Raw genomic sequence first — 25,054 nt, 5'->3', positions numbered from 1 at the left:
TTCTATAGTGCAGCTATTAAATCGCCCTGATCGCATCCATTAATAATGACGTCGCTTTGCCCAAGAGGTGTTTATCTTTATAAACGATGCCCAGCGGAACGATAGGGTGGATGTCAGAAAATGGACGGATGACCAAAGAACCCTCCAGTTCGAGTCCGCTGTACATCGGAACGACCCCCACGCTGGATGCTTCCTTAAGCATTTGCTGAATGACAAAGAAACTTCCTACCTCCATACAAGAAAAAGGGTGGGGTTCCGTTTGGCTCACCGCCCTCTCCCAAAGCTTCCGATAGATACAAGTCGGTTCTTTGACCAGAACCGTAAGTCCCGCGAGGTCGCTTACCGCAATCTCATCCCGTTTGGCAAGCGGATGATCCACATGCATCATGACCCCGAGTTGATCCTCAAACAGCGGTTCAAAATCCAGCATGAATTTCGCCGAGGGAACCGAGCATATCCCAAAGTCCAGTTCGCCGGACCGGACCCTGTCCGCAATCGGCTGGCTGCCGCTCACTTCCATCGTTAACTGCACTTTCGGATGCAGCCTGCAATAATCGGCCACGACCGCCGCCAATCTTTGGCTTGCGATGGGTTCGATTGCGGCGAAACGAACGGTCCCGCCTTCTCCCGAAGCGATTTCGGAGACGGTCTGCCTTATGGATTGGACGGACTTCAGCAAAGTCCCGGCTTCTTGATGAAGCCATCGGCCAGCCTCGGTGACGATCACACGTTTGCCATCCCGAATAAATAAAGAAACACCCAGATCGGCTTCCAAACGCTGGATCTGAAGGGTTACCGTAGAAGGTGCATACTGAAGCTCCTCGGCAGCTTTCTGGAAGTGGCCGAGACGTACGCAGGCTTCGAACGTTTTTAAGGCTCGCAAATCCATCTTCGTCCCCTCCTTAGTTTAAGATAATTAAACAATTCATTCATATAATTCAATTTTACAAAATAATCGCGCTCTTTTAAACTAATTTCAAACCAATCAATGGAAGGAAAATCAAATGATGGGCCAAAAATCAGCATGGAACGGGATCACCTTGTGGGCATCGCTGTTATTTGTCGTGATCCTCGGTTTTTCCCGGCTCTCTTACGGCATGTTTCTGCCGGGAATTCAGCGGGACATCGGGGGGAGCTACAGTCAATTGGGTATGTTGGGGACGATCAATTTTATCGGTTACTTGGTGGGGACCTTGTGCCTGCCTCCATTGATCTCGCGGTTTCCGGACCGGAAACATGCCATCAATCGAACGACAAGCTTTTTGCTCGGATTGGCCATGATCGGCTCGGCCTTCAGCGATCATTTGGCCCAACTCGGTTTATGGCGTTTTGCCATAGGATTTCTATCAGCTCTCGCCACGGTTCTCGTCTTGTCTATTTCAATGGACGCCGTTCGGCCGGCTGAGCAGGGAGCGGCTTCGGGCTTGATTTGGCTGGGCGGCTCCGCCGGCATTCTGCTCACGGGTTTATCCGCACCCTTTACGATTGACCCGTCCCATTTACAGGGATGGCGGTATGCTTGGGCAGCCATGGGCGTATTTGGCATCGCGGCGGCGTTCGGTTTTGCGGTGGTCACGAGCAAGCGAAGACAGGGAAGTTCATCGTCCCAGGCAGAAGTGAAAACCCCGGATCAACAACGCGTCAAAGTATACCGGCTTCTGTTCAGCCCCGAGAAGCTCTTGTTCTTAATCGGTTCTTATTTTTTCTTTGGTGCGGGATACATTATTTACTTCACGTATCTGATCCCTTATCTGGTAAGCAGGGGCATACCGGCCCTCTTTGCCGGATTAATCTGGTCCGGTATCGGCTTGGCGGGCATGTTTAACGGCTGGGTCGGCGGCAGGGCTATCGACCGGTGGCCGAGCGGGTATACGCTGGCGGCGGGGCTGTCCTTGGGAACCGTCGGGGTGCTCGGCATAACGACCGGGAATTTGTTCTTTACCGCACTAGGCGCGGTGACGATCGGGCTTGTTTCTTTTATTACTCCGCCGCTGATGACGACTTCGCTGCTTCGGCGCCACGTCCCACATCGTGCCTATGCAGCATGCCTCAGCATCGCCACCGCCTTTTTCGCGGCAGGACAAATGATGGGGCCCATCGTCGGCGGGGTAGGAGTGCAGCAGTACGGTTTGCAATTCGGCGCGGCCTCAGGCGCGATCTTTATGGGAATATCCGCGGGGTTGGCGGGCTTGTATGGACAGAAGCAGCGAAAAACGAAAACACGCGACCTGCATCTTGGCGCCTGAATCGTATATTAAAGGAGGAACAGTACAATGACGGAGTATACTCCATTGGCACAAAGAAAATATTTTAAATCGGGAAATCTTCAGCTGTCCTATCTTGATTTTGGCGGAGACAGCAGGCAGGTGCTGGTGATGCTGCATGGGTACATGGCTAATGCAAGGACCTTCTCGGAGCTGGCGGCCCGATTCAAGGATTGGCGGGTGATTGCTCTGGACCAGCGGGGACATGGATGGAGCGACCATCCACCCGGACGGGAATACGCCAGGGAAGATTATGTAATGGATATTTGGAATCTGATCCAGTCCGAGCTTGGGGGACAGCCGGTTACGATTTTGGGGCATTCTTTGGGTGGATTAAATGCTTATCAATTCGCAGCCCGTTATCCTGAACTGGTGATCGCCTTAATCGTGGAGGATATCGGCGCGGAGATTAGCGCGGACTTTTCCTTTGCTGGCAAGCTTCCGTTCCGGTCTCCTTCCTTGAAGCAGCTGAGGGAATCGCTTGCAAGCGCAGGACTCCGGGCGATCGACTACTTTGCCGAAAGCGTGCTGGAGGATGAACGGGGCTGGGGCTTCCGAACGGATTTGAAAGGGCTGCAGGTATCCGTCCCCCAATCCAACGGGGTGTGGTGGGACGACTGGCTGCGCTCAAGCTGCCCGATCCTCCTGATTCATGGCGGCAGGAGCTTCATCCTGGATACCGAACAGGCAAGACGCATGCAGGCAAGAAGACCAGGCACCAAGCTTGTCATTTTCGAACAATGCGGTCACGGTGTCCACTCCGATGATTTAAATGGTTATGCTCATGCGGTGAACGGCTTTCTGGCTGACCCGTATAGCAACTGAAAAAGCGCCGGCATCCAAACACAAGAAGGTTAATCTTATGGGCGCTTCTTGCGCTTCAAGATTAACCTTATTTTTTGTTACTTGGTTACGACACCCAAACTATTGCACCGAACGTTGATTCACGGTAAAGCAGAATTAATATAACCGTTCTTCGCCGGTTATTGGATTTTTGAACGCGGACTTGATGTCGCTGCGGCTGAGTTCTCCGGCGAATTCGGTGTCCGGGGCTTCCGAACCCTTGTTACGGTTTGCTTTGGCCGCTTGTTCTTTCGCTTCGGCTTCGTTGGCTAAGTGGTTATCCTTTTCCATTTCGTTTCGATGCCTCCCTTGTCTAACATCCATTTATCATTAGGATGCAACTTCCAGTCTGCGTCTATGCATCCTTGCACGGATATTAAACGGCTATATTTTTTCTTTCCCTATCCCCCTAAAGGCCAATGAACTATGATCAGAATAACGAAAATTCAGGAAGCGAATCGGGAGGGAAAAGATGTTCGAATCGATTTACGATCAATTGAACCGATGGGGGAAAGACGATACATTTTTCGTGCGCATCATTGAGCGGATCAAGCCTGACGGAATAGCTGATTTAGGCTGCGGAACCGGAAGGCTGACGCTGCATTTGGCGGGTAAAGGTTATCACGTGACCGGTTTGGATCCCGACGAGGCGTCGATTCGGATCGCCAAGCAGAAGGACACAAAGAACGCCGTGCTGTGGGAGATTGGAACGTCCGAGAAACTGGGGGCGGAGCGGTTTGATGTAGTGATGATGACGTCCAACGTGGCACAGGTTTTTGTGACGGACGCGGAATGGACAGCCACGCTGCACAACATTTTTCAGTCCTTGAGGCCGGGAGGGTATCTTCTGTTCGACACCAGAAATCCTCTCGCACGCGCTTGGGAACGCTGGACCAAGGAACACTCTCTTAGTGAAGTCGTGGATCCGGCAACGAAGGCGAACATCAGAACCTGGCATGAGACGACCTCGGTTCATCTGCCCCTGGTGACATACGATACTTTTTATGAAAACTTGGATACCCATGAGGTTCGGAGCGAAGACGACACGCTGATTTTTAGGGAGAGGGAGACGCTCAGGCAGGATCTGCTTGCTGCAGGCTTTCAGCAGGTGAATATATACGGAGACTGGGAATTCCAGCAGGCGGGGCTCCATGCCAAATCCTTTATCTTTGCTGCTAAAAAGTAAAAAGAAACAGCATACCCCCATGGTTTCTGCAACGAAACGGCCTGTCGGCCTAAGCCGGCAGGCTGTTCTGCTAACGTGCGAGATTCATGAGAACGCCGAGAGTTAGATGCTGAACCGCCCCGGATTTTACGAAAGAGCTGCTTACTCTGCGGTTTCGTCCAAGTCTTCCGTATAAGCCAAAATGCCGCGTTTGAAATAAAGCAGCTTTTCATCCGTAGTCGATTCCATGAGATTGGTAATCAGGAGTTCGACGCTTTCTTTATACTGCTGGCCGTTGTACAGCGCCATGGCCAGAAAAACCCGGAGTGCCCGGTTGTCAGGGAACTCCTGAACGCCCCTGCGGAGCGTTGCGATCGACTTCTCATATTGGCCCCAGTACCGGTAGGTGCTCCCCAGACCGAGCAGACAGCGCTCCAAATCGTTACCGGAAAGGCCGAGCTGCAGGGCGCGTTCGTAGTAGGGGATGGCTTCTTTCCCCAATCCCGAGTTGTCATGGGCGATTGCGGTCTGGTAGTTCACCTGCGCATCATTCGGATCTTCGTTCAGCAGCTCCAACAGCCGGGCGCGCACATCGGCCAGAAGCCCTTGATCCTGGTTGGCCCGTCCCTGTTCGCGAAGAGCAATTAATTGCTGAAGCTGGTCTTTTGGCACGTTGCTTCACTCCTCTTTTTCCATATGGAGGAATTTTAACACAGCATCTGAAGGGCGTCTATTTGAAGTCTGGTTAAAATGGTATGATGACGAATAGAAAGCTTGCTCTTTGGGTGAGAGAGGGTGAAATGATGCGAGTAACGGGTTTCCAGGTTGTCCCGTGCATGCATGGAGCCTGGGATCGCTATGATGTACCCCCAGCCTAACCGTCATGCGGATTTTGCCCTATGTTGGCGTTAAAGTAATCGATCAGCCAATTCGTCAATTGCCGCTGGGAGCCGCTAATATATCGATCCGCATAATACATCAGCTCAAGATAACGCACCGGCGTCGGTCCAGTAATTGGGATCGATGCAATTTCGGGCCGCTCCGGATTTTGTCTGAGCAATCCAGCCGGTTGTATCGTCGCGCCTACCCCTGCTGATACTAATTGCAGCAGCGAAGTGGCTGAACTGGCCTCCATCACCGTCGTTAATTCGAAACCCTCTTGTCTGCATACGTCATCAACCAGATCGCGGCCGAGATACCCTTTTGGATACATCACTAAGGCATGCTCCTTCAGTTCCTCCAGCGTGATCTCCTTCCTGTCGGCGAGCTCGCTTGCCGAATTCACGAATAGATGATAGGGCTCGCATCCAAGCGGAATTTGGGTCAGCCTTTTATCGACCTGCCCGCGCAATCCAATGCCGAGATCTACTTTATGATTAAGCACTTCGTCCTGGACGAAGATCGTTGAGAAGGCCTGCAGCTGGATGTCAGGGTAGGTGGATTTGAACTGGACAAACAGCGGAACGAGCTGAAAATCCAGGTCAGAAGGCAGCACGGCCAGCCGAACGGTGCCTTGTTTGCCGGACTGGAGCTCTTTGATGGCATTTTTGGCATCCCGTTCCGCCTGCAGCATTTTCGTTCCATACTCCCGCAGAAGCCTACCGGCTTCCGTCGCAACCACCTTCTTGCCGATGCGGTCGAAGAGCGGCATGCCGAACTCCGCTTCAAGAATGCGAATCTGCTGGCTTAGTGTGGGTTGGGAGATGCCTAGCTCATCGGCTGCTTTCGTAAAATGAAGATGCTCATATACGGCCATAAAGTACTGTATATTTCGAGTGTCCATGCAAGGTCTCCTGATTTTAATAGTATTTTACTATCATAATAATATAAATTATAGGATTGAACAATGAAAGGCGGTTCCATATACTGAATGTACATAAAGCAGATGGGTGGAGGAAATCGATGAGAAAGTTCTATTTATTAATAGCTATATTTATCGCGGCGTTGAACCTGAGGCCAATTCTTACGTCTGTTGCCCCTTTGCTCGGTACCATACAGAGCGATTTGGGAATGAGCGGGTTGACTGCAAGTCTGCTCACGACGCTGCCTGTATTATGTATGGGGATTTTTGCTCCTGCAGCGACGGCGCTGAGTGATCGGCTGGGGCTGGAACGCACGATTGCCGTAGCCTTGCTACTTATTACAGGAGGCACTGCTTTGCGAGGAATCGTCGGCTCCGTCACGATCCTGGTGGTCACAGCGCTGGTAGGCGGGATCGGGATCAGTTTGGCAGGGCCTCTATTGTCCGGTTTTATTAAAAAATATTTCCCGACGAAGCCCGGCATCGTCAGCATCTATTCCGCATCAATGACTGTGGGGGCAGCATTAGCATCCGCCTTCTCCATTCCGATATACGACCGGAGTCATCACAGCTTAACGTTGACCTTGTCATGCTGGGCTATTTTGGGTGTTATTGCCCTCTTGATCTGGTCTGCATTTCTCCGGAACAAGGCCGAGCGGAAGAGATTGGTTCGTTCCAGGCTGCCCATCCGTAATAAAAGAGCGATATTATTAACGTTATTTTTCGGTTTTATGGCAAGCATGTTCTATTCCATTACCGCATGGATTTCACCGATTGCGCACAGCTTCGGGTACAGTCCGTCGAGCTCGGCGGTGTTCCTTACCTTGTTTACGATTATCCAAGTTCCTGTCTCCTTAATCGTTCCGGGTCTGGTGTCCCGCTTTGGCAAAAGAAGATTGTTCCTGGTTTTGTGCAGCGTGTTTGAGTTGATCGGTATTGTAATGTTATTGTTCCACCTGCCGATGCTGCCGGCTATCATCTGTTTGGGGATCGGGGCAGGCGGATTATTTCCGCTGGCGCTGATGCTGCCGATTGTCGAGACGAACACTTCGGAGGAAGCGGGGGCATGGGCCGCGATGTCTCAGTGTGGAGGTTACATTATCGGCGCATTCGGTCCGTTGCTGGTGGGAACGATCCATGATTACAGCGGCAGCTTTCATGCTGCGCTTCTCGCGATGCTCGTCATCATCGTGGCGATGATCGGGGTGCAGCTGCTGATCGCGGGCAAAGAAGCTGAGGAGGGGGCAGGTTCTTAAAGGCTATTAGGGAGATTAACTAGGGATGATAGAACCGGCCTCGCGCCGGTAATACAACCGCAGCTTAGCGTTAGCGGACAGGATACTTTAATCATAGTCATTTTCTACCGTACCGTTCCCTATTTCTTCGAGTAATATAGTTGTAGTTCTTGCAGCGTTTGAATGGTCAAACCGATAAGATTAAAGGGAACTCGCATTAGTTAGCTCCATAAACTGCGAAATGCCCTGCCGTGGAAAGAGGGGTATATTTGAGCCAATTATCGCCCGAGACGGTCATCCGTAATTTTCAACATGCAGACATGCCTTTACTGGGTTATCTGTACCAATCGGTAACAGCCAAAGGAAATGCCGTCTTTTGGTGGGTCGGAGATGAAGACAACTGGAATAACGTGTATTGTGCATTTGAAAAGGGGAAAATGGTCGCAAAGGGTCAAGTGAGCATCATAAACGTCGTGCCTCCGGGTCGCTCGAAAGAAAACCGTCATTCCATTTATATGAATCTTAAAACCATTCCGGAAAGAAACAATGACATGGATCTGCTTGAAAAAGTCTATCCGTATCTCCTGGCCAGAGCCCATCAATTAAAAGAGACTTTGTCTGATGAATACAGAACGATGCTTTGTGTAGGGAACGATTCATCAGAAACCGCAAACAATCAGTTTTTTATCCAAAAAGGATACCTCCATCTAAATAGTCTATACCGTATGAATCGAAACCTGACTGAATCCATTCCTGAGTTAGAGCTTCAAGATGGGTATCAGTTTGCGTATTGGCAGATGGAGACACCTTCCGAGGAACAACAATATTTGGACGTAGAAGCTGAAATCTGGCCAGATACGCCGCTGGGACTGAATAGACTTTCCGAATATAAGAAAAATAAAATTTGGACGTCTATGGTCATACGCGAGTCGGACATTATTGTTGGTGGGTTGATGACATGGCAGGAGGAAGAACATGGCGTGATTGAGGACGTATTTGTCCGTGAATCATGGAGGAATCGCGGCATGGCCAAGTATTTGTTAACACAGGCTTTGAGATATCTCCGGTCTAATCAATTGAATAACGCGAATCTCATGGTACTAACTTCAAACAAAACAGCATTATCGCTGTATGAATCCGTAGGTTTTTACACGGAGCTGGAAGAGGTAAGATACTTCATACCATTAGAGTAGGCAGCACAAAAAGGAGGGCTAAGCACAAAGTCATTAAGTTAAGGCTGCGGTCCAAAAATCAAGAAAAGAGCAGGTTATCGAAAAGATAGCCCGCTCCTTTTTTGCGAAAAAAGGAGGTTTCGCAATGAATGAGTACGCGAATTCGCTAAAAGAAACGTGGACATCCCTACCGTTGGTCTGACGAATTTTCACGCAAAGAAACAGGAGTCTATCACCCGAAGAGATTTTCGCAAGAATGATCATGTACAATTTCGCTGAAATGATGACCTTGCACGTCGTCATTTCGTGCTGTCAGTAATGATCTGCCCGGTTGAGCTAAGCTGTGGCGGGTCTGTAGGTTACCAAGAGGGAACCCACCTTAAGTGTTTTGGTGTCCACGAGATGGAATTCCTTCTGTTCCTTAAGATTGTCAAACAAATGCTCACCTACGTTGACCACAACCGGATGCATGACTATCTGATATTCGTCAATAAGATTTGCGTTTGCAAGTGATCGCACGAGCGTTGGACTACCGAAAATAACGATGTCACCACCGTCCCCATTTTTTAGGTCCTTAATTTGCTCTTCTATATTACTGCCAGTTAATTGTTTTGGAGCTTGAAATTCTCCCCATTTTAGATTTTCGTGTGGGCAGGTGCTTGTTACAACGAGTTTGTGGGCGTTGTTTATCTTATCACCCAGGCCTGAACCTCGAGTATTCGGCCACTTTCTAGAGAGGTCTTCGTAGGTTCCGCGGCCAAGCAAAATGGTATCAGCTGTCTCGAAAATATTTAATAGATACTGAGACCCTTCCTCAATGCCAGCGCTATTTCTCCAGGCCGCCCAGTCGGTTTTGTCCTCGCTTGGGTCGCCAGTGACAACTCCATTCAAAGTACTGTGAATGAATAGAATAATTTTACGCATGCGATCGTCCTTTCTGCTTGATCATCGTAATTTAGTTTCTTATTTATTTAGACGAAATTAGATTACGATATTCATCGGTGTATTTGTGCAGGAAGCCCAAATCGGGAAAATAACTGGATATGATACGCCGTTTTTCGCATCGGCCGAAGACTGCCCATCCTTAACGGGGAGTATGGCAAAATCAGAGTTTCCAAAGTATATTCGGGAGGTTTTGGAGCTAAAGAAGCAGTATCATGGGAAAATCGAGGTGCTGCTAGGCATCGAAGCGGACTTCTTGCCGGAGCATCTGGAATTGTACCGATCGGTGATCGCCGCTTATCCGTTGGATTACGTCATTGGCTCCGTGCATGAGTTCGCCGGCATTGGCATTTATGACTCGGCGTATTGGGAAAGCCTGACCGCGGCACGAAAAATGGAAGTGAAAAAGTTGTTTTATGATTATATCGCCCAGTCCGCGAAATGCGGCTTGTATGACATTTTGGGCCATGTGGATTCCTTGAACCGCTATTTCAACGGATACTCGGAGCTGCGTACCGAAGCGGCCGACGTCATGCTGAAGGCGGTTGCGGAAAGAGATGTAGTGATTGAAATCAACTCCTCCGACAACCACTGGGTGCCGGACGGTGATTTGCTGGAACGCGCGCACCGTTACGGGGTGAAGGTGACCTTTGGCTCAGATGCGCACGAACCCGAGCGCGTAGGCGAGCATTTCGCGGCGGTCGCCGGCCATTTGTATGACATTGGCTACCGAGAATGGGCCATATTCCGCCATCGCGAGCGGTTCATGGTTCCGATCGCCTGGTGAGTATGCCATTGAAAGGCAAGGATTGAGTAGGAAGCCGCGGATCCCAGTCATGAGGAACCGCGGCTTTTTTGGTGAACGGAAGATTTTTATCCCCTATCTAAATTCAGAAAATCCTCTTTCAAGAGCCCCATCACGATGTTGTCAACGTACTGTCCATCAATATAGGAATGCTCGCGCAGCCTTCCCTCAATAACGAAGCCGCACTTCTCGTAGGCACGGATGGCCCTTGGGTTGCCGCCCCAAGTTTCGAGCTGAACTCGCCGCAGGTTCATCGTCTGGAACACATACCGGATCAGCGCTTTCAAGGCATCCGATCCCCAGCCTTGTCCCCAGAAGTCCTTGTTTCCAATACCGATGCCGACGGTACAGCGGCGGGAGACGATGTTCACGTCCCGGTACTCAATGAAACCGATATGCTCGGGTTGTTCGCCGCGCGTATAAATGGAGAATCGTCCTTTTTCCCGCTTATCCAGTTCCAGGATTTCCTTTCTGTATGCATCCTCCAAATATTCCAGTGGAACATGGCTGAACAAGAACAGGGCCGAACCCGCTTCCAGCTTAGCTGTTTCCTCATCATTCCTCCAGGAGTATGCCCGTCTGTAATCATCCAGAGAGACGGGGCGCAGTTCGACCTTTTCACCAGTAATCAATGGGATCTACCTCCATAACTGTTTTTGATCGTCGCCATCTTGATGAATTAATTATTACAGAAAGGGGAGCGAGGGACAAATGCTCTTGAATGGCTGTACGGATGAATTGCCTGTTTACCCTTAACATTAATAATGGAAATTGGTAGGATAAGGGATGGGGATTGGATAAGATAGAAACTTATAGAAGGAGCGATGACAAAACATGAAGAAGATCATCCCAAGCATCATTTTTGCATTCATTCTTGCGATCGCATCGTCGCCTGCTTATGCAGCGAACCATCCCATCCAAATTGACGGCGTTGCGGTGGCGTCCGATGTGAAGCCGGAGACGAAAAACAAGCGTACCATGGTGCCTTTGCGCGTGGTCAGTGAGAATTTGGGGGCCAAGGTCGATTGGTCGAATTCGAAAGTAACGCTTACCAAAAGCAGCATGAAAGTGACGCTGCAAACGAACAGCACGGCGGCCATGAAAAATGGTGAAGCGGTGCAGCTGGATGTCAAGCCGTACATCAAGAACAATCGCGTGATGGTTCCGCTTCGCTTTATCGCCGAAACGTTCGGCTGTAAAGTGAATTACAGCAATTCGAAGGTTACGGTCGAAACTGCGCCACTTGTCATTCACAACGTGAAAGTAAAAGCACTGCAGGAAGAATACCACATGACGATGGGCGGCGTCGTTCAGCAGGTTAAAGGAAATGCTTATAACGCAGCCATTTATGATGCTTTTGTACAAAACAAAGGCGCCAAAGTCGATGCCCCAGCCAGTTACTCGTGGATGGTAAACATCGACGTGCCTGGGTCGTATTACAAAAATGCGCAGTATGATTTTCTGGATGAGAAAGGGAACAGCGTGCAGCGGTTTGATGTCTATTCTCTCCTACACGCTTTTCCCGACGAGCTGTTGACGGGCTACCCGGAAGTTCTCCTGTATGATGCTAACGAGAACCAATGGTACCTGTTCAGCGGAGCAGCAAGAGACTCCATTCAATCGTTGGTGGATGCGGCCGGAAAGAACGGATTTCTGAAGGTAATCAGCAATACGGTAGCATAAACAGAGGCAAGCATAGGGCCATCCTGCAAAGGGTGGCTTTTCGGGCAATATGGCCGAGCCTGTCAGCTATAACTCTAAGTAATGATGTGAGGCAGCCGCTTTCGGTCACAGCTTGGCATCCCGCAACACTAAAACTGCATACGAGAGTATGATGATCGTCTCAAAAAATAAAAATCCTGAACCTTGCCGGTTCAGGATTTTTATTCGCGGGACAAATTGAGCGTTGCGCTTTATCCTCTGATCGAATTATGAAATATCAAAATGAATGCCTGTCAGTGCTTCGCCAACGCTCCACAGACGTTCTGCGGCTTTTGCATCAACGGCGCTTGGATGCACGCCGGCCATGCCGGTCTGATGCTCATCAATGAGCGGAGAGACGTCGACGTTTTCACAGTATACGCCTCCCATACCGTCCAGCTGACGGTTGGCTGCACACCATACGATGGTAGCGGCCCCTTCCTGCACGGTCTTTCGTTCACTATCGTATTTGGTGTATTGCCGTTGTCCCTGCTCGTTAATCGCACCCATGGTCATCAGCTCCTCATCCGACAAATGCCGGGCTAACGAGGTGACTATCGAACCGGGGTGCACCGAAAATGCCCGGACGCCATAGGCCTGTGCTCTCCGGTCCAGCTCCACCGCGAATAGGGCGTCCGCCGTTTTGGACTGTCCATAGGCAGACCATTTGTCATAGCTGCGCTCCTTGTAGTGGATGTCTTCGAACACGACTGGACTGAACTGGTGAGCCCGGGAAGATAGCACGACAACGCGCGCACCACCGGCCAGCCGGAGTGCTGGCCATAGCCGCGCCGTCAGCTGGAAAGGGCCCAAGTAGTTCGTGGAAAAGTGAAGCTCGTTGCCCCGGCTGTCATACTGCTGGGGTACGGCCATAATTCCGGCACTGTGGATCAGCATATGAATCGGCCGTCCGGAACGGATCCACCGTTCCGCAAACGAATCGATGGACTGCGGATCGGTTAAATCCAGCAGCTCCGCCTCTGCGCCTGGGATGGAGGCAATGGCCGCTTGAGCAGCTGTAACGGATCGGGCCGGGACAATGATCTTGGCCCCCGCTTCCGCGAGCACTCTTGCCGTTTCCAGCCCCAATCCGGAATGTCCGCCGGTAATGACTGCCGTTTGTCCGGTCAAATCGGCTTGTCCGAGTGCTTCCATGGCTGTAGTGCGGGGTCCAAATCCGGACCCGATCGGTGTTTGGGGAGTTTTCTGCATGTTCAAAGTGATCTTCCTTTCGTTCAACCGTCTTTAATTTCCTGAAAATGATCCAGCTTATACTTGACGAGCACGAGCGTTTCGTTCAATGCGGCCATCTGGGCTTCAATGCGGATCCGGTGCTCGTCAAGCAGCCGATAGCACAGCTCCTCATCCTGGTCGTCATACGCCCGAATGTACTCCTGAATGTGTTTAAGCGGCATCTCGGTATGTTTGAGATGCAGTAGAAAATGAATTTTGCCGATGTCTTCCTGGCTATATAAACGGGACCCACCCGGTCCGCGCTGGGGGGACGGAATCAGTCCAATCTTTTCATAATACCGAAGGGTATCGGGAGTCAAACCGGTTTGTTCAGCTATTTCGGAAATGGAATATTGTCGCGACATGCCTTCTCCTTTCATTTCCTTTGTCGTCCGGACAGCTATAGGATAGCCCTTGGAGTGAACTCCAAGTCAAGCGCCTGAAACTTCCTTTATTTAGATGAACCGAAAGTTTGGATTGGCGCATAAATGACATAAAAATGAAGAAAGCAGACCGCCGGTATTGCGGACTGCTTTTTGGTGTTGGGAGGCGTTTGAATGTCAGCTTCCCTGCGCCTTCTCCATATCGAGGTAATGGTTTTCGTTTTAGAACGGTAATCTAAGTCGTAGAGCGAATGGGGTCAGACACGCGTTCCCGATGGACCAATCCCCATTGGGCCATGGCATTCAAAACAGGAATAAACGTCCTGCCGTATTCGCTTAGCGAGTACTCGACTTTCGGCGGGACTTCCGGATAGACGGTTCTAATAATGAGGTTATCTTGCTCCAGTTCCCGAAGCTGTTCCGTTAACATCTTACGGGTAATTTGCGAAATCGAACGCTGGAGTTCGTTAAAGCGCCTGGTCCCACCAACCAAACGCCATAGGATCACAGCCTTCCACTTTCCTCCAACGACAGACAATGTTGCCTCTACCGGACAACCGCCCATATCCATCACATCCAATCCGTCCACGAAGTTACCAAATGGGTACTATGTCACGCAAAAGTGCGTACTTACAGGGTTATTCTCCATTTAGTATACTTCATTTTGACCGGAATGGTAGCTGTCTTACCGAAAGACGCTGCTCGTGAATGGTTGTTTATTTCGGGTATAAGAAGACTCGTATCCATTATATTTGATCCCTAAGGAGGAACCATCATGCCGCTTGACCCTCAAGTTCAAGTTGTGTTGGAAAATATGAAGAAGCAAGGGGTCCCGCCTCTTCACACGCTATCCGTGGAGAGGGCCAGAACCGTCAACTTAAGCTCCATGGCCGCCCAGCCGGAAGAAGTATGGAAAGTCGACAATCGAAAGATCCCGGGTCCGGCCGGTCACATACCGGTTCGGGTATATCGTCCTCAAAGCAAATACCCGCTCCCTGTTCTCATCTACTATCATGGAGGCGGTTGGGTCGTCGGGGACCTGGATGCAGCAGATGTGTTATGCCGGCAGTTGGCCAATGGGGCAAACGTTATCGTCGTCTCGGTAGATTACCGTTTGGCACCGGAGCATCGGTTTCCCGCTGCCATCGAAGACGCCTATGCGGCTGCAGCCTGGGTTGCGGAGAATAGCTCTTCGCTAGAAGCGGATCCCAACCGGATGGCGGTCGGCGGCGACAGCGCGGGCGGAAATTTGGCCGCTGCCGTAACCTTGATGGCAAGGGATCAAGGGTTGTCCTTCATCAAGTTTCAGCTGTTGTTCAATCCGGCGACCCGCTACGCGTTCGATACGGATTCTTACCGTGACAATGCCGAAGGGTACGGCCTGACGACGGACACGATGCGGTGGTTCTGGGGCCAATACCTGGCGGAGGAGCAGGACGGAAGGAACCCCTACGCTTCGCCGTTATTGGCTGCCGATTTCAGCAGCCTTCCGCCCGCTCTCGTCATCACGGCCGAATTTGATCCGCTGCGCGATGATGGGGAGGCTTATGCAGCGAAATTAAAAGCTGCCGGCACTCCGGTGGAAGCGAAGCGCTATGACGGCATGGTCCACGGCTTCATGCTTCAGACCGGCGGTTATGACCAAGGAAGACAAGCGGTGCGGCATGCCGTAAGCGCACTGCGGAAGGCTTTGCATGGACAGGAGAGAGGCGGAGAGACAGCATTATAAAGTGTGCGAGGATTAAAACCGAACAGGTAAATCTTTATTCAGTTGATTTGCGTCAAACTTCAATATTTCAGCATTAGGGCATCCTTCAGGGATGCCCTGAACTTTTTTACTGCATCATGCCTGGCATATACAGAGGCCAAATGTTCGGTGACAAGCCATTCAAACTTTATTCCGAATTTTGGCTTGACATGACACCGATTGGTGTCTTATTATGAACTCATAAGACACCGGTTGGTGTCCTATCATCGAGCAGAATAGGGATGATGGGAATGGATGAAAACCATGAAGCGAGGGATGTATATGCCGCGGTTGCCGATCCGACGCGGCGCAAATTGCTTAGATTGCTGGCCGAGGCGGAAGAATTGCCCCTACACGAATTAACAGTCCATTTCGAGATGGGGCGGACAGCCGTTTCCAAACATCTGGCGATCCTCAAAGCCGCCGATCTGGTCAGGCAACGCAAGGCCGGGCGGGAAACAAGGTATCGATTGAACGCAGAGCCCCTGCGAGAAATTGAAGATTGGGTCACTTTTCACACGGCTTTTTGGAACCAAGGATCGGCTAAGCTGAGTCAATTGTTAAAGGAGGAAGAGGAATGAAACCGGAAGTGAAGCTGGATTTTCAATTCGATAGTCCGATTGAGAAAGTATGGCTTGCATTGACTGATTCCAACATGCTTGCAAAATGGGTGATGGACAACGACTTTAAGCCGGTTGTCGGCCATCACTTTCAATTTCGGGCCAAACCGTCGAAAGTGTGGGACGGAATCGTCGATTCAGAAGTGCTGGCCGTGGAAGAACCTCACCGCCTATCCTACACCTGGGTAACCGCTGGGGTAAGTACGGTTGTTACATGGACGCTCCATTCATCCAATGGCGCAACCCGCCTTCATCTTGAGCATACCGGATTTGAAAGTGAGAGCTTGTCGTATAACGGAGCCAGACTCGGTTGGGGCAAGATGGCCGATCAGCTTGAGGTGTTATTGGCTGAGCTGTAATTCATATTATTTTGTGACCAAATAGGAGGAGATCGAAATGACCATTTTTACTATCGTTCTTCAATCTTTGCTGATTGCTTACTATCTCTTTTCGGGTACCGCCAAAATGATAGGGGCTAAGTACTGGGCAGACATGTTCGAACACCTTCACCTGCCGCAATGGTTCCTTAAAGTAACGGGCCTGGTCCAACTGGCAGGTGCGGCCGTGCTGATCGCCGGCTACTGGTATACCGGACTGGTCGCATGGGCAGGAGTGTGGCTTGGCGTTACGATGCTGGTGGCGAGCCTGGTGCATATCCGCACGAAAGATCCGATTGGCAAAACGGCGCCGGCTTTGTTCTTTGCCGTACTGAATATTGCCCTGATTCTTGCGAATGCCAGCCAAATGCTCCAGCCTTTTGCATAATCAAACCAGCTGCATCCAGGAATAAAAAGCTCCGCATGTTCGCGATGAACATGTGGAGCTTTTTTGCGATACAAACCCATCCAATACAGACTCCAACCTCCCGATCGCAAAATGGCAGTTGGATAGGTCCATTTCGGAGGCAAGGACTTTATTTATAAATGGTGACATACATATGTCACCTCTTATTCAATATACTACATTTATCCCAAGAAGGAGGTTTTACTATATGTCAGCTGTAGTCTATTTAAACTTTGATGGAGTTGCTGAACAAGCGATTGATTTTTATGCGAAAGCTTTAAGCGCAACGGAAGTAAAAAAAGTGAAATTTAAGGATTTCCCGCAGGATCCAAACGATCCATTGCCGGAAAATGAATTAAACATGGTCATGGAGTCTTCCATAGCATTTGCAGGCGGGAACATCATGATGTCGGATATTTTGCCTTCAATGAAGAATGTCATGGGCGAGTTGGTTAAAGGCAACAACATACTGATTAGTATCGTTAATGAGGATCAACAGACATTGGAAAATTATTTTTCTCATTTATCTGAGGGCGGTTATGTCATCATGCCGTTATCCAATACGCCGTGGTCTTCATGCTTCGGAATGCTGGTCGATAAGTTCGGAGTTTCCTGGAAATTTAATAGCGACGCAGATCAGTTTCTTGATCACGTCATCTCCAACAAACAGTAACTTATGCTGAGAGAAGTAGATCGCTTAATTCCGGTCATATCGAGAGAAGCATTAAGGGTTTGGCTGCAGGAAAATAGCAAGACTGAAAAATCTTGTTGGGTCTTGGTTCGTATATCGCCCCAATCGGATACGCTCTTATATTTGGACGCGGTCGAGGAGGCTTTATGCTTTGGATGGATCGATGGAGTCAAGAAGAAAATATCTGAAACGGAGCTGGCTCAGAGACTGTCTCCTCGAAGCCAAAAAAGCTCATGGACTGAATTGAATAAGGAGCGTGTCCGCCGCCTCGAAAAGTTGGGGTTGATGACAGACGAAGGAAGAAAGGTCCTTCCTGATATGAATTACGATTCTTTTCGAATCGATCCGGTGATAGAGCAAAGGTTGCAAGAGGAAAAGCAAGTGTATGAGAATTTCATGGCATTTCCAGATCTTTATACGAGAGTCCGGATCGACACGATCCAAAGCTATAAGAATCAGCCCGAATTATTTCACAGCAGATTGGACAAATTCATAACCAATACGAGAGAAAACAAAATGTACGGTCAATGGAACGATCATGGCCGTCTACTAGATTATTAAGTCATCCAATGTGGATGCTCCCGACTGCCGACAAAGTGTCGGCAGTTTTTTTCTATCGAAAATTTGGCTAATCAATAGCTTCGGTCTTACGTGAGGAGGATGTTTGGTTGAGAACTCCAAAATCATTGACAAACAGAGGAGCACACCCTTAATATAACGTTGTAAGATAAATCTAACTTAGTTAAAGGATGATGAAATGATATGGATTCACTATCTGTCCTAATTATCGGTGGCGGTCTGGGCGGACTTGCACTGGCACAAAGTTTGAAAAAAAATCACATTGATTTCCATGTTTGTGAACGTGAGCAGGCAGACCATTTTGTCCAAACCGGCTATCGAATCAAAATCAATGAGAATGGAGCAAATGCATTGCGGTTTTGTCTTCCTGAAAAACTGTATGATCTCTACATGGAAACGTCTGTATTAGGACCGGCACACCCTGTTTTCTTAGATCCCATTTCTTTGGAACCCACAGAAGAACAGCATCCAATGTACAACAAGGCGGAAGCCACACCATCTGTAAATCGGTTTACCTTTCGCGAAGTTTTGCTTGGCGAACTAGGTGACGAGGTCAGCTTCGGATACCGGTTTACCCATTATGAAAGGTTAGAAAACGGACGCTTAAGAGCATGGTTTGATCATGGGGAGTATATGGATGCGGATGTCCTGGTTGGTGCTGACGGGGGAGGATCCAAAGTCCGGCATCAGTACAAACCTGGGGTGAAAATTTTCGATACGGGGGGCAGGGCTCTGTATACCAAGGTATTTCTGGATGATGAGCGGAGAAAAGAACTTAACATGCTCATTGGGGATGGCAGTATGAGATGCCTTACGAATCCAGAAGGAGATGCTCCGCTTTCCCTTCTTCTTGAAGACATGGCTTTCAAGCCGAATATGGAACAATTACCGGAATCCATGTCCCTGAATGTGAAGATTTCTCCTCAACAGGATTACCTGTACGCCGTGTTTGCGTGCTCGCCTGAGTGGTTTGGGATACCTGATGAGCAGCTCTTCCAATGGAGTGGTTTGGAATTGTTGTCTTTTACGCAAGAGAAAACAAAACATTGGCATCCACAAGTAAAACGGATGTTGGAATTAGCGGATCCCGGGAAAACGGCTGTCTATCACCTCCGTAATGTTCTGCCGTATAAGCCTTGGAAAGAAACGACTCCTCTGGTTTTGCTGGGAGATGCCCTGCATCCCATGACACCGGCAGGTATCGGTGGGAATGCGGCACTTTTTGATGCCTATGAGCTCTCGAAGGAATTAATCGAAGTGAAGAACGGGGAAAAGGGGCTTTTAACCGCTTTACGCGATTATGAAGTGAGTGCTATTGAACGTGGGATGCGGGATGTTCGGCTTTCCTCAAAGGCAGGAGAAAGCATGTTCAACCAGAAGCCGCTGCCTCCTGAAGATGTAGAATTGGAGGAATAACTATATAGAGTATAATAAGTCATATCAGAATTTTTGGAATGGAGTTGGAATGTTTTTTATGCCTAAGCGCAGGCCACATATCAGCGAAGAGAAAATCATTGGAGCCTCATGGAAGCTTCTCGCCGACCAGGGAATCGAAAATTTTACGATGAGAAACCTTTCCAAGGAATTGAATGTACAAGCCCCTACGATCTACTGGTACTTTGAGAGTAAGCAAGTCCTTTATCAAACGTTGGCCAACCTGGTTTCAAGAGAAATCATAAATGATCTTCCCAAGCAAGGAAACTGGAGAGAAAGGCTTCTGCTAAGCGCTACGGTTATTCGAAGCAAGCTTCAGCAATTTCCTTGCTCCGGTCAGCTTCTGATGAAGTCAAGGCCGGAGGCTGACTTTATGGAAATGTTCGAACTTCTATTGCAGATGACCGAACCGACATCATTGACGGATAGACAAAAATTTTCATATACGACCCATGTGTTGAACTACGTCATCAATTTTGTCGTTGAAGAATACGAACAAAGGAAGTTACAGATACCGTTAGAGGAGAACTCTAACGAGAGTACCCATGTGGATCTATCGCCATTTAAATTGCTTCAGCGGATGCATGGAGAAGGTATTTTTAAGTTAATTGGTTCGGATGAACTGTTTAACTCTGGAATTTCCTTATTACTTGATGGAATAGAGAAGCGGGTTAACAATGCTTGACGAAAATCGAAATGGATGATTCGAATTGTTGGGGGGCAGCTGAAGACCAAGGTCTGTTCCGTGGGAAGCCCCCCATCTTGTCGACACCAAGCTGGATCTGAAATTTATTTTAGAGGACATGGTCGGTCGTTTACTTTGGTACAGGAAGGTTTCCGACGTCAACCCTTTGATTCCGTGCAGCCCCGATGAGCATAGGAATGGAGATCAGAAGACTGATTACAACCGGAACAATAGAGGTCTCAAGTCCAAAGTTGCCCCCTGTGAGAAGTGCGGCACCGTGCACCTTTACAGTAAACAGACCGGTAGCAGGGTGTCCAGAGACAGGAATGCCAAGCAGGCCTTCAATAGCATTCCAAGCAAAATGCAGTCCTATGGCAAACCACAAGTTCCGCCGCCATAAGAAGGCGGATCCAAGGAGAACACCTGCTTCGAGGGCTATGGCGAACCCACTCCATAATGTCGCCCCTGGATTTCCAAGATGAGCAATTCCAAAGAATAGAGAGGTTACTGCGAGTGCGAGTGGTTTCCCCCCCAATTGATCAATGGCTTGAAGCATAAGTCCGCGAAAGATAAGTTCCTCGACAATGGCTCCTCCTAAAGCTGATTCAATGGAGGCTATTAGAACGGAACTCGTATCCGCAGAACTTGCCCACTGAAAGGAGTAACCTCCCAGAGCAATAATCATAAAAGCGGACCCTGCGATAAAGATGGTCCCGGTTAGCATGCCTAGGACACTTTCAATCCCTGCGCGCTTTCTTGATATCTCTGGTGTGGGCCGCCGGGCCAGGTATGTCAGCGTGAGCTTATAAACCAAGAGGGCCAGAAATCCCATCACCAGTGTGAAAATAAGAGAGACGATCCCCTCTCCTTGCTCTGTCAATTGCTGGAATATCATATTTATGAGAACAATACCCATAGCCCCCGCAATCATCCAGACGATTGGAAAACGCCAAAATGACACTTTGTTCTTCATGTCTTACATCGCCACCTCTGTTGTTTGATGCTCTGAGTATAGGATGAAAAAGTCATAAAGAGACAGTGCCGTTTGGTCATCATTTAACGATCCATCATTCCCGAATCCCGGGCTTTCCGGGCGGCCTCCCGGCGTCCTTTCACATTAAGCTTTGAATAAATTGTTGAGATATAATTTTTGACCGTCCCTTCGCTAAGAAACAATGCCTCGGCAATTTCCTGATTACGCAGGCCGGCAGCCAGCTTATGCAGCACTTCGATTTCACGGGCAGTGAGCCCGAATTCATTATGTTTCGCAGGGGTGGCACTGTTCATGTTCTTGATCATTTTACTCGCCATTTCCTGTGAAATTAAAGTCCCTCCCGCCTGAACCACCCGTATGCCTGCAGCTAAATCTTTTGGATGAATGGCTTTGAGCAGATAACCTTCCGCTCCGTGACTTAACGCCGCTAACACATATTCTACTTCCTTATAAGAGGTCAGCATGATGATTTTGGTTGCAGGCATTCGCTCTTTAATCAGGGCTGTTGCGGCGACGCCGTCCATGCCCGGCATGTTGACATCCATCAATACCATATCCGGCTTAAACTGCTCGCAGCCCTCTACGGCTTCTTTCCCATTCTTGGCTAAACCGACAATTTCCAGATCCGGTTCCATGGACAGCACGATATGTAAGCTCTCGAGAATTAACTCTTGATCATCAGCAAGCAGCACTTTAATATTCTCCATGCGGCATGACTCCTTTCAGCGGGATTTCGCATCTGACTTCGGTGATCACAGGAGTACCCTCCCCAGATGCTATCTGTAAGCTGCCTCCCAACCGCTCAACCCGATGCTTCATCGTGGTCAAGCCGAAGCCATAATCCAGCTTGTCGATCGGCGTGCCGTTATTTCGAACGGACAATTGCAGATGGCTCTCGGAAAAAGTAAGCTCCAGATGCAGTTGGGTTGCCTTTCCATGTTTTAGTGCATTCGTAAAGGATTCCTGGATGACCCGAAGGATCGCTTGCCGTACATCAAAACGTATGGACCGCTCTGTCCCCGGCAGACTTAAAGTCAGAGCCGTACCCGTATGCTCCCGGAAACGGGCTGCGAGGGATTCGACCTGCCGGATCAGACTGGATTCCTCTTCTTCCCCCATTTCGTGCACGACGTTTCTCATTTCGTCCAGATTGTTCTCAGCCAATGCTCTTAAGCGAATTAACCGGTCTTTGGCCTCGGCAGGCTTGCTATCCATCAGGGCAATAGAAGCATCAAGGCTGAGGATGAGTGAAACAAAGGAATGCCCCAGTGTATCATGAAGCTCCTTGGACATGCGGTTGCGTTCTTCAAGCAAAGTCATTTTCTCGATCTCGGCGGAGTAGTGAGTTAAGAGCTTGTTTTGATGCTCCACTTCGGCTGCCAATTTATTCTTCTGATCATACGCATTGGCTACGGAGCTTGCCCACATGCCGATAAAGCAGAACAGCAGATTGTCTGTTCCGATACCCAGGGTTTGCTCCCAAGATAATTTTAGGGAGGACTGGAAGGAGAAAGGAATGAAAACAAGTAAGGGAATGATCCAAAGGGTTTGCTTGGTTAATAAGTACCCGATGGTCAGACTCGGCAGCAAATAGTCCGCTTTTGAAGTCAGGTCCGGATGAATGACCGAATTCACATAATAAGAACCGCCAAGCAATAGCTCTAATATGCAAAACCAGACTTTGTTCATCCGGCGCCCGGGAAACCAGAACAGCAAAGGGGCGACAAGGGCTATGCTCAGCCAGATCACGTTTAGTAACGTCCGGTTCGAAAACTCGCTTACTGCCAGAACCCGGGACAACAGCAAAATATAATGGTATAAACGAAGAGCGAATATACCCCAATCCATGAAAGATAATATTTTTTTCATAGCATCATCATACAGGAAATCTAAAAAAACTTGCATGAAAATTACAAGGAAGTTGACCAAAAACAGCAATAGAACCATGTTCTTGCCGAACTTTTATATAGCAAAAGGAGCAGTAGACAAACTGCTCCTAAGATTAATCATATTATCCTAACGAACTAGAAACTTGCACGGCCTCATTGCACACAGGGATCTATCCAATGAGGTTGTGGTAAATTTCCGTCTCCAGCTTGGACTCATCCTCGTTCCAGTGGCCATACACCTCAATCAGGGGAAGCTCTTTGTGTTCTCCTGCGGCTTGGAGAAGCGCATCAATACGCCGGTACGTTGCGTCCAATTCGCTGTAAGGCCCGATGTGCTTGCCGTAGGCGTATTTTTCGAGCACGACGTCCTTCTTCTTCAAGACGGAATTTTCCTCAGGCGGTGTCACCAGCTCGATTCCCGCAAACACCATGTTTCCCTGCTCATAGACGACGTGATTGATCCCCCTGTGAGCGAGTTCTTTGCTGCGTACTTCATGCCAGACCTGGTCAAACAATTCGAAAATCGTCTCACTGTACGGCTTGCCCGGATCATGAGTTTTGGAACATCCGAACAAGGTAAACGCCTTTCTTTCCGTCTTGATCACAGGCTCCACCATCGGCTCCATCATCGGCCTCCTCTTTCCGCTATTCGCGGAATTATGTTCGATCGATGACTACTTCGGCTCGGCCGGTCACAATTCCTACTGCAAATTTACGACATTTTGGACCGAAACGCCGTTTACCAGTCCACAGCAATGCGGGTGATATCCTCCTGAGCAAGATCGGAGCCGAGCAGGACTTCCACCAGCTCCAGAGGAGTAATGGCCTTGATGCCATGCTTGGCGCCGGACGGGATTTTCAGCACGTCGCCGGCGTTCAGGCGGTACCGCTGCTCCTCCAAGATCACTTCTGCGCTGCCCGTCACCACGGTCAACAATTCTTGCCGGCGGTGATGAACGTGATAGCTAGTAGACTTGCCGGCGGCAAGTCGCACCTGCTTGATCATCGTCTCCACGCCGGATGCATCTTTCCCGTAACTCAGGATCCGGCAGGTGCCCCACCGTTTCTCTTCGTACATCGGGATCTGAGGCGCCAGGGCAAGCCGTTCCTTGATCCGATGCGCATGCTCCTTGCTTGCGATCAGGATGCCGTCGGTGCTGGCCGCGGCAATGATACCTGGTACGCCGATAATTTCAATAGGATAAGGGAGCTCGTTGATGAGATGGGTATCCGCGGAATCGTCCGATATGTGCCCGAGTCCGATCACTCGATCGTTCATATGGCCGGTAAGCGCCATCCAGCTGCCCAGATCGGTCCAGTGCCCTCCGTACTCCATGGCTACGACAGGGAGGGTCGTCTCGACGACTTCCCGGTCGAAGCTGGCTTCGGGGAGCTGTTCGTATTTTGCCAGCCATTCCGCGATCCGGACAGGGTGGCCCTTGTCCTTCAAATAGGTCAGCATGAACCTCAAGGGAAAGGCGAAGACGCCGCAGTTCCACATCGCCTGATGCGCCATGAGGCGGCGGGCCGTGCGTGTATTTGGCTTTTCGATAAACCGCTGGACGAAAGCATACTCGCCGTCCGCCTTGGGCAGAGCCGGGACGATATAGCCGAACTGATCCGAAGGCTGCACCGGCTTTGTGCCGAGGAGAGCAAGTTCCGCCTTGGAGCGTCCCAAGACGTCGGGAAACCGGTGCAGCAGCCGGAAGAATGCGGTGTCGACGTACGTATCCGCCGGAAGGATGCAAATGGTTTCGTCCGGATCGGCCTGCAGCTTTTCATGAAGATAACTGGCGGCCAATGCGACGGCCGTGAATGTGCCTCTTTTAAAAGGCTCGCTGATGATCGGGATATTGTCGCCGACATAGCGGCGCGTAATCTCTGCTTGACTGTGATGGGTGACGATACAGGTGGATTGGAGCAGCCCTGCCTCGTCCAGCTGTCTGCAGATCCGTTCGATCATCGACTCCTTGATCCCGTCTTCAGTGGTCAGCAGCCGTAAGAATACCTTGGAGCGTATATCGTTGGATAAAGGCCACAGCCTTTTTCCCGATCCCCCGCACAACAGTACAATACGCAAGTTTCTCA

Annotated in this window: 29 protein-coding genes; 15 read left to right on the top strand and 14 right to left on the bottom strand. The window is 49.7% G+C overall.

What is annotated here, in order from left to right; genetic code table 11:
• Nucleotides 1-16 precede the first annotated feature (16 nt).
• Nucleotides 17-889, bottom strand: a complete 873-nt coding sequence (locus MKY74_RS32135) for a LysR family transcriptional regulator (protein WP_076173855.1) — start codon at nt 887-889, stop codon at nt 17-19.
• 115 nt (nt 890-1,004) lie between these two features.
• Between MKY74_RS32135 and MKY74_RS32130 the strand changes: the two genes are divergently transcribed.
• Nucleotides 1,005-2,246, top strand: coding sequence for a YbfB/YjiJ family MFS transporter (locus tag MKY74_RS32130; protein WP_244169385.1), 1,242 nt, complete (start codon nt 1,005-1,007; stop codon nt 2,244-2,246).
• Nucleotides 2,247-2,273: 27 nt separating this feature from the next.
• A complete protein-coding gene (locus tag MKY74_RS32125; RefSeq protein WP_076173853.1) occupies nt 2,274-3,089 on the top strand; it encodes an alpha/beta fold hydrolase in 816 nt (271 codons plus the stop codon).
• A 135-nt stretch (nt 3,090-3,224) separates the two neighbouring features.
• Here MKY74_RS32125 and MKY74_RS32120 read toward each other — a convergent pair whose 3' ends face one another.
• Complete coding sequence (locus MKY74_RS32120; RefSeq protein ID WP_167372913.1) at nt 3,225-3,398, bottom strand: hypothetical protein; 174 nt, start codon at nt 3,396-3,398, stop codon at nt 3,225-3,227.
• Nucleotides 3,399-3,579: 181 nt separating this feature from the next.
• On the opposite strand from MKY74_RS32120, the gene MKY74_RS32115 reads away from it, so the two are divergent.
• Entirely contained in the window at nt 3,580-4,293 is a 714-nt protein-coding gene (locus MKY74_RS32115) for a class I SAM-dependent methyltransferase (RefSeq protein ID WP_076173852.1), read from the top strand.
• A 141-nt stretch (nt 4,294-4,434) separates the two neighbouring features.
• Here the strand turns inward: MKY74_RS32115 and MKY74_RS32110 are convergent, their stop codons facing one another.
• Complete coding sequence (locus MKY74_RS32110) at nt 4,435-4,944, bottom strand: tetratricopeptide repeat protein (protein WP_076173851.1); 510 nt, start codon at nt 4,942-4,944, stop codon at nt 4,435-4,437.
• 202 nt (nt 4,945-5,146) lie between these two features.
• Nucleotides 5,147-6,055, bottom strand: a complete 909-nt coding sequence (locus MKY74_RS32105) for a LysR family transcriptional regulator (protein WP_076173850.1) — start codon at nt 6,053-6,055, stop codon at nt 5,147-5,149.
• A gap of 119 nt (nt 6,056-6,174) precedes the next feature.
• Here MKY74_RS32105 and MKY74_RS32100 point away from each other — a divergent pair, with 119 nt between their 5' ends.
• Both MKY74_RS32100 and MKY74_RS32095 read left to right on the top strand, forming a co-directional pair.
• Nucleotides 6,175-7,329 carry an MFS transporter gene (locus MKY74_RS32100; protein WP_076173849.1) on the top strand — a complete coding sequence of 385 codons (1,155 nt, stop codon included), beginning with the start codon at nt 6,175-6,177 and terminating at the stop codon, nt 7,327-7,329.
• 248 nt (nt 7,330-7,577) lie between these two features.
• The gene (locus MKY74_RS32095) at nt 7,578-8,501 is read left to right on the top strand and encodes a GNAT family N-acetyltransferase (protein WP_244169384.1); all 924 of its coding nucleotides are present in this window, start codon (nt 7,578-7,580) and stop codon (nt 8,499-8,501) included.
• A 315-nt stretch (nt 8,502-8,816) separates the two neighbouring features.
• Here MKY74_RS32095 and MKY74_RS32090 read toward each other — a convergent pair whose 3' ends face one another.
• Entirely contained in the window at nt 8,817-9,404 is a 588-nt protein-coding gene (locus MKY74_RS32090) for a dihydrofolate reductase family protein (RefSeq protein ID WP_076173848.1), read from the bottom strand.
• A 172-nt stretch (nt 9,405-9,576) separates the two neighbouring features.
• On the opposite strand from MKY74_RS32090, the gene MKY74_RS32085 reads away from it, so the two are divergent.
• Nucleotides 9,577-10,209 carry a histidinol-phosphatase HisJ family protein gene (locus MKY74_RS32085; protein ID WP_076173847.1) on the top strand — a complete coding sequence of 211 codons (633 nt, stop codon included), beginning with the start codon at nt 9,577-9,579 and terminating at the stop codon, nt 10,207-10,209.
• A gap of 86 nt (nt 10,210-10,295) precedes the next feature.
• On the opposite strand, the gene MKY74_RS32080 is transcribed toward MKY74_RS32085, so the two are convergent.
• Nucleotides 10,296-10,859: a GNAT family N-acetyltransferase gene (locus tag MKY74_RS32080; RefSeq protein ID WP_076173846.1), complete on the bottom strand. Its 564-nt coding sequence runs from the start codon at nt 10,857-10,859 to the stop codon at nt 10,296-10,298.
• A gap of 202 nt (nt 10,860-11,061) precedes the next feature.
• Between MKY74_RS32080 and MKY74_RS32075 the strand changes: the two genes are divergently transcribed.
• Nucleotides 11,062-11,910, top strand: coding sequence for a stalk domain-containing protein (locus MKY74_RS32075; protein ID WP_076173845.1), 849 nt, complete (start codon nt 11,062-11,064; stop codon nt 11,908-11,910).
• Nucleotides 11,911-12,156: 246 nt separating this feature from the next.
• Here MKY74_RS32075 and MKY74_RS32070 read toward each other — a convergent pair whose 3' ends face one another.
• The 3 genes from MKY74_RS32070 to MKY74_RS32060 form a co-directional block, all read right to left on the bottom strand.
• On the bottom strand, nt 12,157-13,140 hold the full coding sequence (locus tag MKY74_RS32070) for an SDR family NAD(P)-dependent oxidoreductase (RefSeq protein ID WP_076174005.1): 984 nt from the start codon (nt 13,138-13,140) through the stop codon (nt 12,157-12,159).
• Nucleotides 13,141-13,163: 23 nt separating this feature from the next.
• Nucleotides 13,164-13,526, bottom strand: a complete 363-nt coding sequence (locus MKY74_RS32065) for a MerR family transcriptional regulator (protein WP_076173844.1) — start codon at nt 13,524-13,526, stop codon at nt 13,164-13,166.
• Nucleotides 13,527-13,779: 253 nt separating this feature from the next.
• Entirely contained in the window at nt 13,780-14,115 is a 336-nt protein-coding gene (locus MKY74_RS32060; protein WP_076173843.1) for a winged helix-turn-helix transcriptional regulator, read from the bottom strand.
• 204 nt (nt 14,116-14,319) lie between these two features.
• Between MKY74_RS32060 and MKY74_RS32055 the strand changes: the two genes are divergently transcribed.
• The 8 genes from MKY74_RS32055 to MKY74_RS32020 all read left to right on the top strand — a co-directional run bounded on the left by MKY74_RS32055 (nt 14,320) and on the right by MKY74_RS32020 (nt 20,083).
• On the top strand, nt 14,320-15,273 hold the full coding sequence (locus tag MKY74_RS32055) for an alpha/beta hydrolase (RefSeq protein ID WP_076173842.1): 954 nt from the start codon (nt 14,320-14,322) through the stop codon (nt 15,271-15,273).
• Nucleotides 15,274-15,542: 269 nt separating this feature from the next.
• The gene (locus MKY74_RS32050) at nt 15,543-15,872 is read left to right on the top strand and encodes an ArsR/SmtB family transcription factor (RefSeq protein ID WP_076174003.1); all 330 of its coding nucleotides are present in this window, start codon (nt 15,543-15,545) and stop codon (nt 15,870-15,872) included.
• Entirely contained in the window at nt 15,869-16,270 is a 402-nt protein-coding gene (locus tag MKY74_RS32045; protein ID WP_076173841.1) for an SRPBCC family protein, read from the top strand. Before MKY74_RS32050 ends, MKY74_RS32045 begins: the two co-directional genes overlap by 4 nt.
• Nucleotides 16,271-16,307: 37 nt before the next feature.
• Nucleotides 16,308-16,676, top strand: coding sequence for a DoxX family protein (locus tag MKY74_RS32040; RefSeq protein WP_076173840.1), 369 nt, complete (start codon nt 16,308-16,310; stop codon nt 16,674-16,676).
• Nucleotides 16,677-16,902: 226 nt separating this feature from the next.
• A complete protein-coding gene (locus tag MKY74_RS32035) occupies nt 16,903-17,367 on the top strand; it encodes a VOC family protein (protein ID WP_076173839.1) in 465 nt (154 codons plus the stop codon).
• 3 nt (nt 17,368-17,370) lie between these two features.
• Complete coding sequence (locus MKY74_RS32030; RefSeq protein WP_076173838.1) at nt 17,371-17,946, top strand: YdeI/OmpD-associated family protein; 576 nt, start codon at nt 17,371-17,373, stop codon at nt 17,944-17,946.
• A 201-nt stretch (nt 17,947-18,147) separates the two neighbouring features.
• Nucleotides 18,148-19,380: an FAD-dependent oxidoreductase gene (locus tag MKY74_RS32025; RefSeq protein ID WP_076173837.1), complete on the top strand. Its 1,233-nt coding sequence runs from the start codon at nt 18,148-18,150 to the stop codon at nt 19,378-19,380.
• Nucleotides 19,381-19,438: 58 nt separating this feature from the next.
• The gene (locus tag MKY74_RS32020) at nt 19,439-20,083 is read left to right on the top strand and encodes a TetR/AcrR family transcriptional regulator (protein WP_076174001.1); all 645 of its coding nucleotides are present in this window, start codon (nt 19,439-19,441) and stop codon (nt 20,081-20,083) included.
• Between the two features lie 130 nt (nt 20,084-20,213).
• Here the strand turns inward: MKY74_RS32020 and MKY74_RS32015 are convergent, their stop codons facing one another.
• From MKY74_RS32015 to MKY74_RS31995, 5 genes are all read right to left on the bottom strand, one after another.
• Nucleotides 20,214-21,056: a CPBP family intramembrane glutamic endopeptidase gene (locus tag MKY74_RS32015; RefSeq protein ID WP_076173836.1), complete on the bottom strand. Its 843-nt coding sequence runs from the start codon at nt 21,054-21,056 to the stop codon at nt 20,214-20,216.
• An 83-nt stretch (nt 21,057-21,139) separates the two neighbouring features.
• Nucleotides 21,140-21,784, bottom strand: coding sequence for a response regulator (locus MKY74_RS32010; RefSeq protein WP_076173835.1), 645 nt, complete (start codon nt 21,782-21,784; stop codon nt 21,140-21,142).
• Nucleotides 21,771-22,946, bottom strand: coding sequence for a sensor histidine kinase (locus tag MKY74_RS32005; RefSeq protein ID WP_076173999.1), 1,176 nt, complete (start codon nt 22,944-22,946; stop codon nt 21,771-21,773). The genes MKY74_RS32010 and MKY74_RS32005 overlap by 14 nt, the downstream gene beginning before the upstream one ends.
• Nucleotides 22,947-23,136: 190 nt before the next feature.
• Complete coding sequence (locus MKY74_RS32000; protein WP_084204092.1) at nt 23,137-23,595, bottom strand: GyrI-like domain-containing protein; 459 nt, start codon at nt 23,593-23,595, stop codon at nt 23,137-23,139.
• A 110-nt stretch (nt 23,596-23,705) separates the two neighbouring features.
• On the bottom strand, nt 23,706-25,046 hold the full coding sequence (locus MKY74_RS31995; RefSeq protein WP_076173833.1) for a sugar phosphate nucleotidyltransferase: 1,341 nt from the start codon (nt 25,044-25,046) through the stop codon (nt 23,706-23,708).
• Between the last annotated feature and the right edge of the window lie 8 nt (nt 25,047-25,054).

The sequence above is a fragment of the Paenibacillus sp. FSL R5-0378 genome (assembly GCF_038009285.1).
Classification (GTDB): Bacteria; Bacillota; Bacilli; order Paenibacillales; family Paenibacillaceae; genus Paenibacillus_AQ; species Paenibacillus_AQ favisporus.
Note: the sequence above shows the minus strand (reverse complement) of the source record. Positions and strands in the feature narration are given on the sequence as shown.

Excerpts from the sequence above, each read along its gene's own strand:
- MKY74_RS32070 (WP_076174005.1), bottom strand. The coding sequence starts at position 13,140 with ATGCAGAAAACTCCCCAAACACCGATCGGGTCCGGATTTGGACCCCGC.
- MKY74_RS32045 (WP_076173841.1), top strand. The coding sequence starts at position 15,869 with ATGAAACCGGAAGTGAAGCTGGATTTTCAATTCGATAGTCCGATTGAG.
- MKY74_RS32055 (WP_076173842.1), top strand. The coding sequence starts at position 14,320 with ATGCCGCTTGACCCTCAAGTTCAAGTTGTGTTGGAAAATATGAAGAAG.
- MKY74_RS32035 (WP_076173839.1), top strand. The coding sequence starts at position 16,903 with ATGTCAGCTGTAGTCTATTTAAACTTTGATGGAGTTGCTGAACAAGCG.
- MKY74_RS32000 (WP_084204092.1), bottom strand. The coding sequence starts at position 23,595 with ATGATGGAGCCGATGGTGGAGCCTGTGATCAAGACGGAAAGAAAGGCG.
- MKY74_RS32100 (WP_076173849.1), top strand. The coding sequence starts at position 6,175 with ATGAGAAAGTTCTATTTATTAATAGCTATATTTATCGCGGCGTTGAAC.
- MKY74_RS32085 (WP_076173847.1), top strand. The coding sequence starts at position 9,577 with ATGGCAAAATCAGAGTTTCCAAAGTATATTCGGGAGGTTTTGGAGCTA.
- MKY74_RS32065 (WP_076173844.1), bottom strand. The coding sequence starts at position 13,526 with ATGTCGCGACAATATTCCATTTCCGAAATAGCTGAACAAACCGGTTTG.
- MKY74_RS32120 (WP_167372913.1), bottom strand. The coding sequence starts at position 3,398 with ATGGAAAAGGATAACCACTTAGCCAACGAAGCCGAAGCGAAAGAACAA.
- MKY74_RS32130 (WP_244169385.1), top strand. The coding sequence starts at position 1,005 with ATGATGGGCCAAAAATCAGCATGGAACGGGATCACCTTGTGGGCATCG.
- MKY74_RS32105 (WP_076173850.1), bottom strand. The coding sequence starts at position 6,055 with ATGGACACTCGAAATATACAGTACTTTATGGCCGTATATGAGCATCTT.
- MKY74_RS32010 (WP_076173835.1), bottom strand. The coding sequence starts at position 21,784 with ATGGAGAATATTAAAGTGCTGCTTGCTGATGATCAAGAGTTAATTCTC.
- MKY74_RS32025 (WP_076173837.1), top strand. The coding sequence starts at position 18,148 with ATGGATTCACTATCTGTCCTAATTATCGGTGGCGGTCTGGGCGGACTT.
- MKY74_RS32005 (WP_076173999.1), bottom strand. The coding sequence starts at position 22,946 with ATGAAAAAAATATTATCTTTCATGGATTGGGGTATATTCGCTCTTCGT.
- MKY74_RS32060 (WP_076173843.1), bottom strand. The coding sequence starts at position 14,115 with ATGGATATGGGCGGTTGTCCGGTAGAGGCAACATTGTCTGTCGTTGGA.
- MKY74_RS32015 (WP_076173836.1), bottom strand. The coding sequence starts at position 21,056 with ATGAAGAACAAAGTGTCATTTTGGCGTTTTCCAATCGTCTGGATGATT.
- MKY74_RS32030 (WP_076173838.1), top strand. The coding sequence starts at position 17,371 with ATGCTGAGAGAAGTAGATCGCTTAATTCCGGTCATATCGAGAGAAGCA.
- MKY74_RS32040 (WP_076173840.1), top strand. The coding sequence starts at position 16,308 with ATGACCATTTTTACTATCGTTCTTCAATCTTTGCTGATTGCTTACTAT.
- MKY74_RS32125 (WP_076173853.1), top strand. The coding sequence starts at position 2,274 with ATGACGGAGTATACTCCATTGGCACAAAGAAAATATTTTAAATCGGGA.
- MKY74_RS32075 (WP_076173845.1), top strand. The coding sequence starts at position 11,062 with ATGAAGAAGATCATCCCAAGCATCATTTTTGCATTCATTCTTGCGATC.
- MKY74_RS32115 (WP_076173852.1), top strand. The coding sequence starts at position 3,580 with ATGTTCGAATCGATTTACGATCAATTGAACCGATGGGGGAAAGACGAT.
- MKY74_RS32020 (WP_076174001.1), top strand. The coding sequence starts at position 19,439 with ATGCCTAAGCGCAGGCCACATATCAGCGAAGAGAAAATCATTGGAGCC.
- MKY74_RS32135 (WP_076173855.1), bottom strand. The coding sequence starts at position 889 with ATGGATTTGCGAGCCTTAAAAACGTTCGAAGCCTGCGTACGTCTCGGC.
- MKY74_RS32050 (WP_076174003.1), top strand. The coding sequence starts at position 15,543 with ATGGATGAAAACCATGAAGCGAGGGATGTATATGCCGCGGTTGCCGAT.
- MKY74_RS32090 (WP_076173848.1), bottom strand. The coding sequence starts at position 9,404 with ATGCGTAAAATTATTCTATTCATTCACAGTACTTTGAATGGAGTTGTC.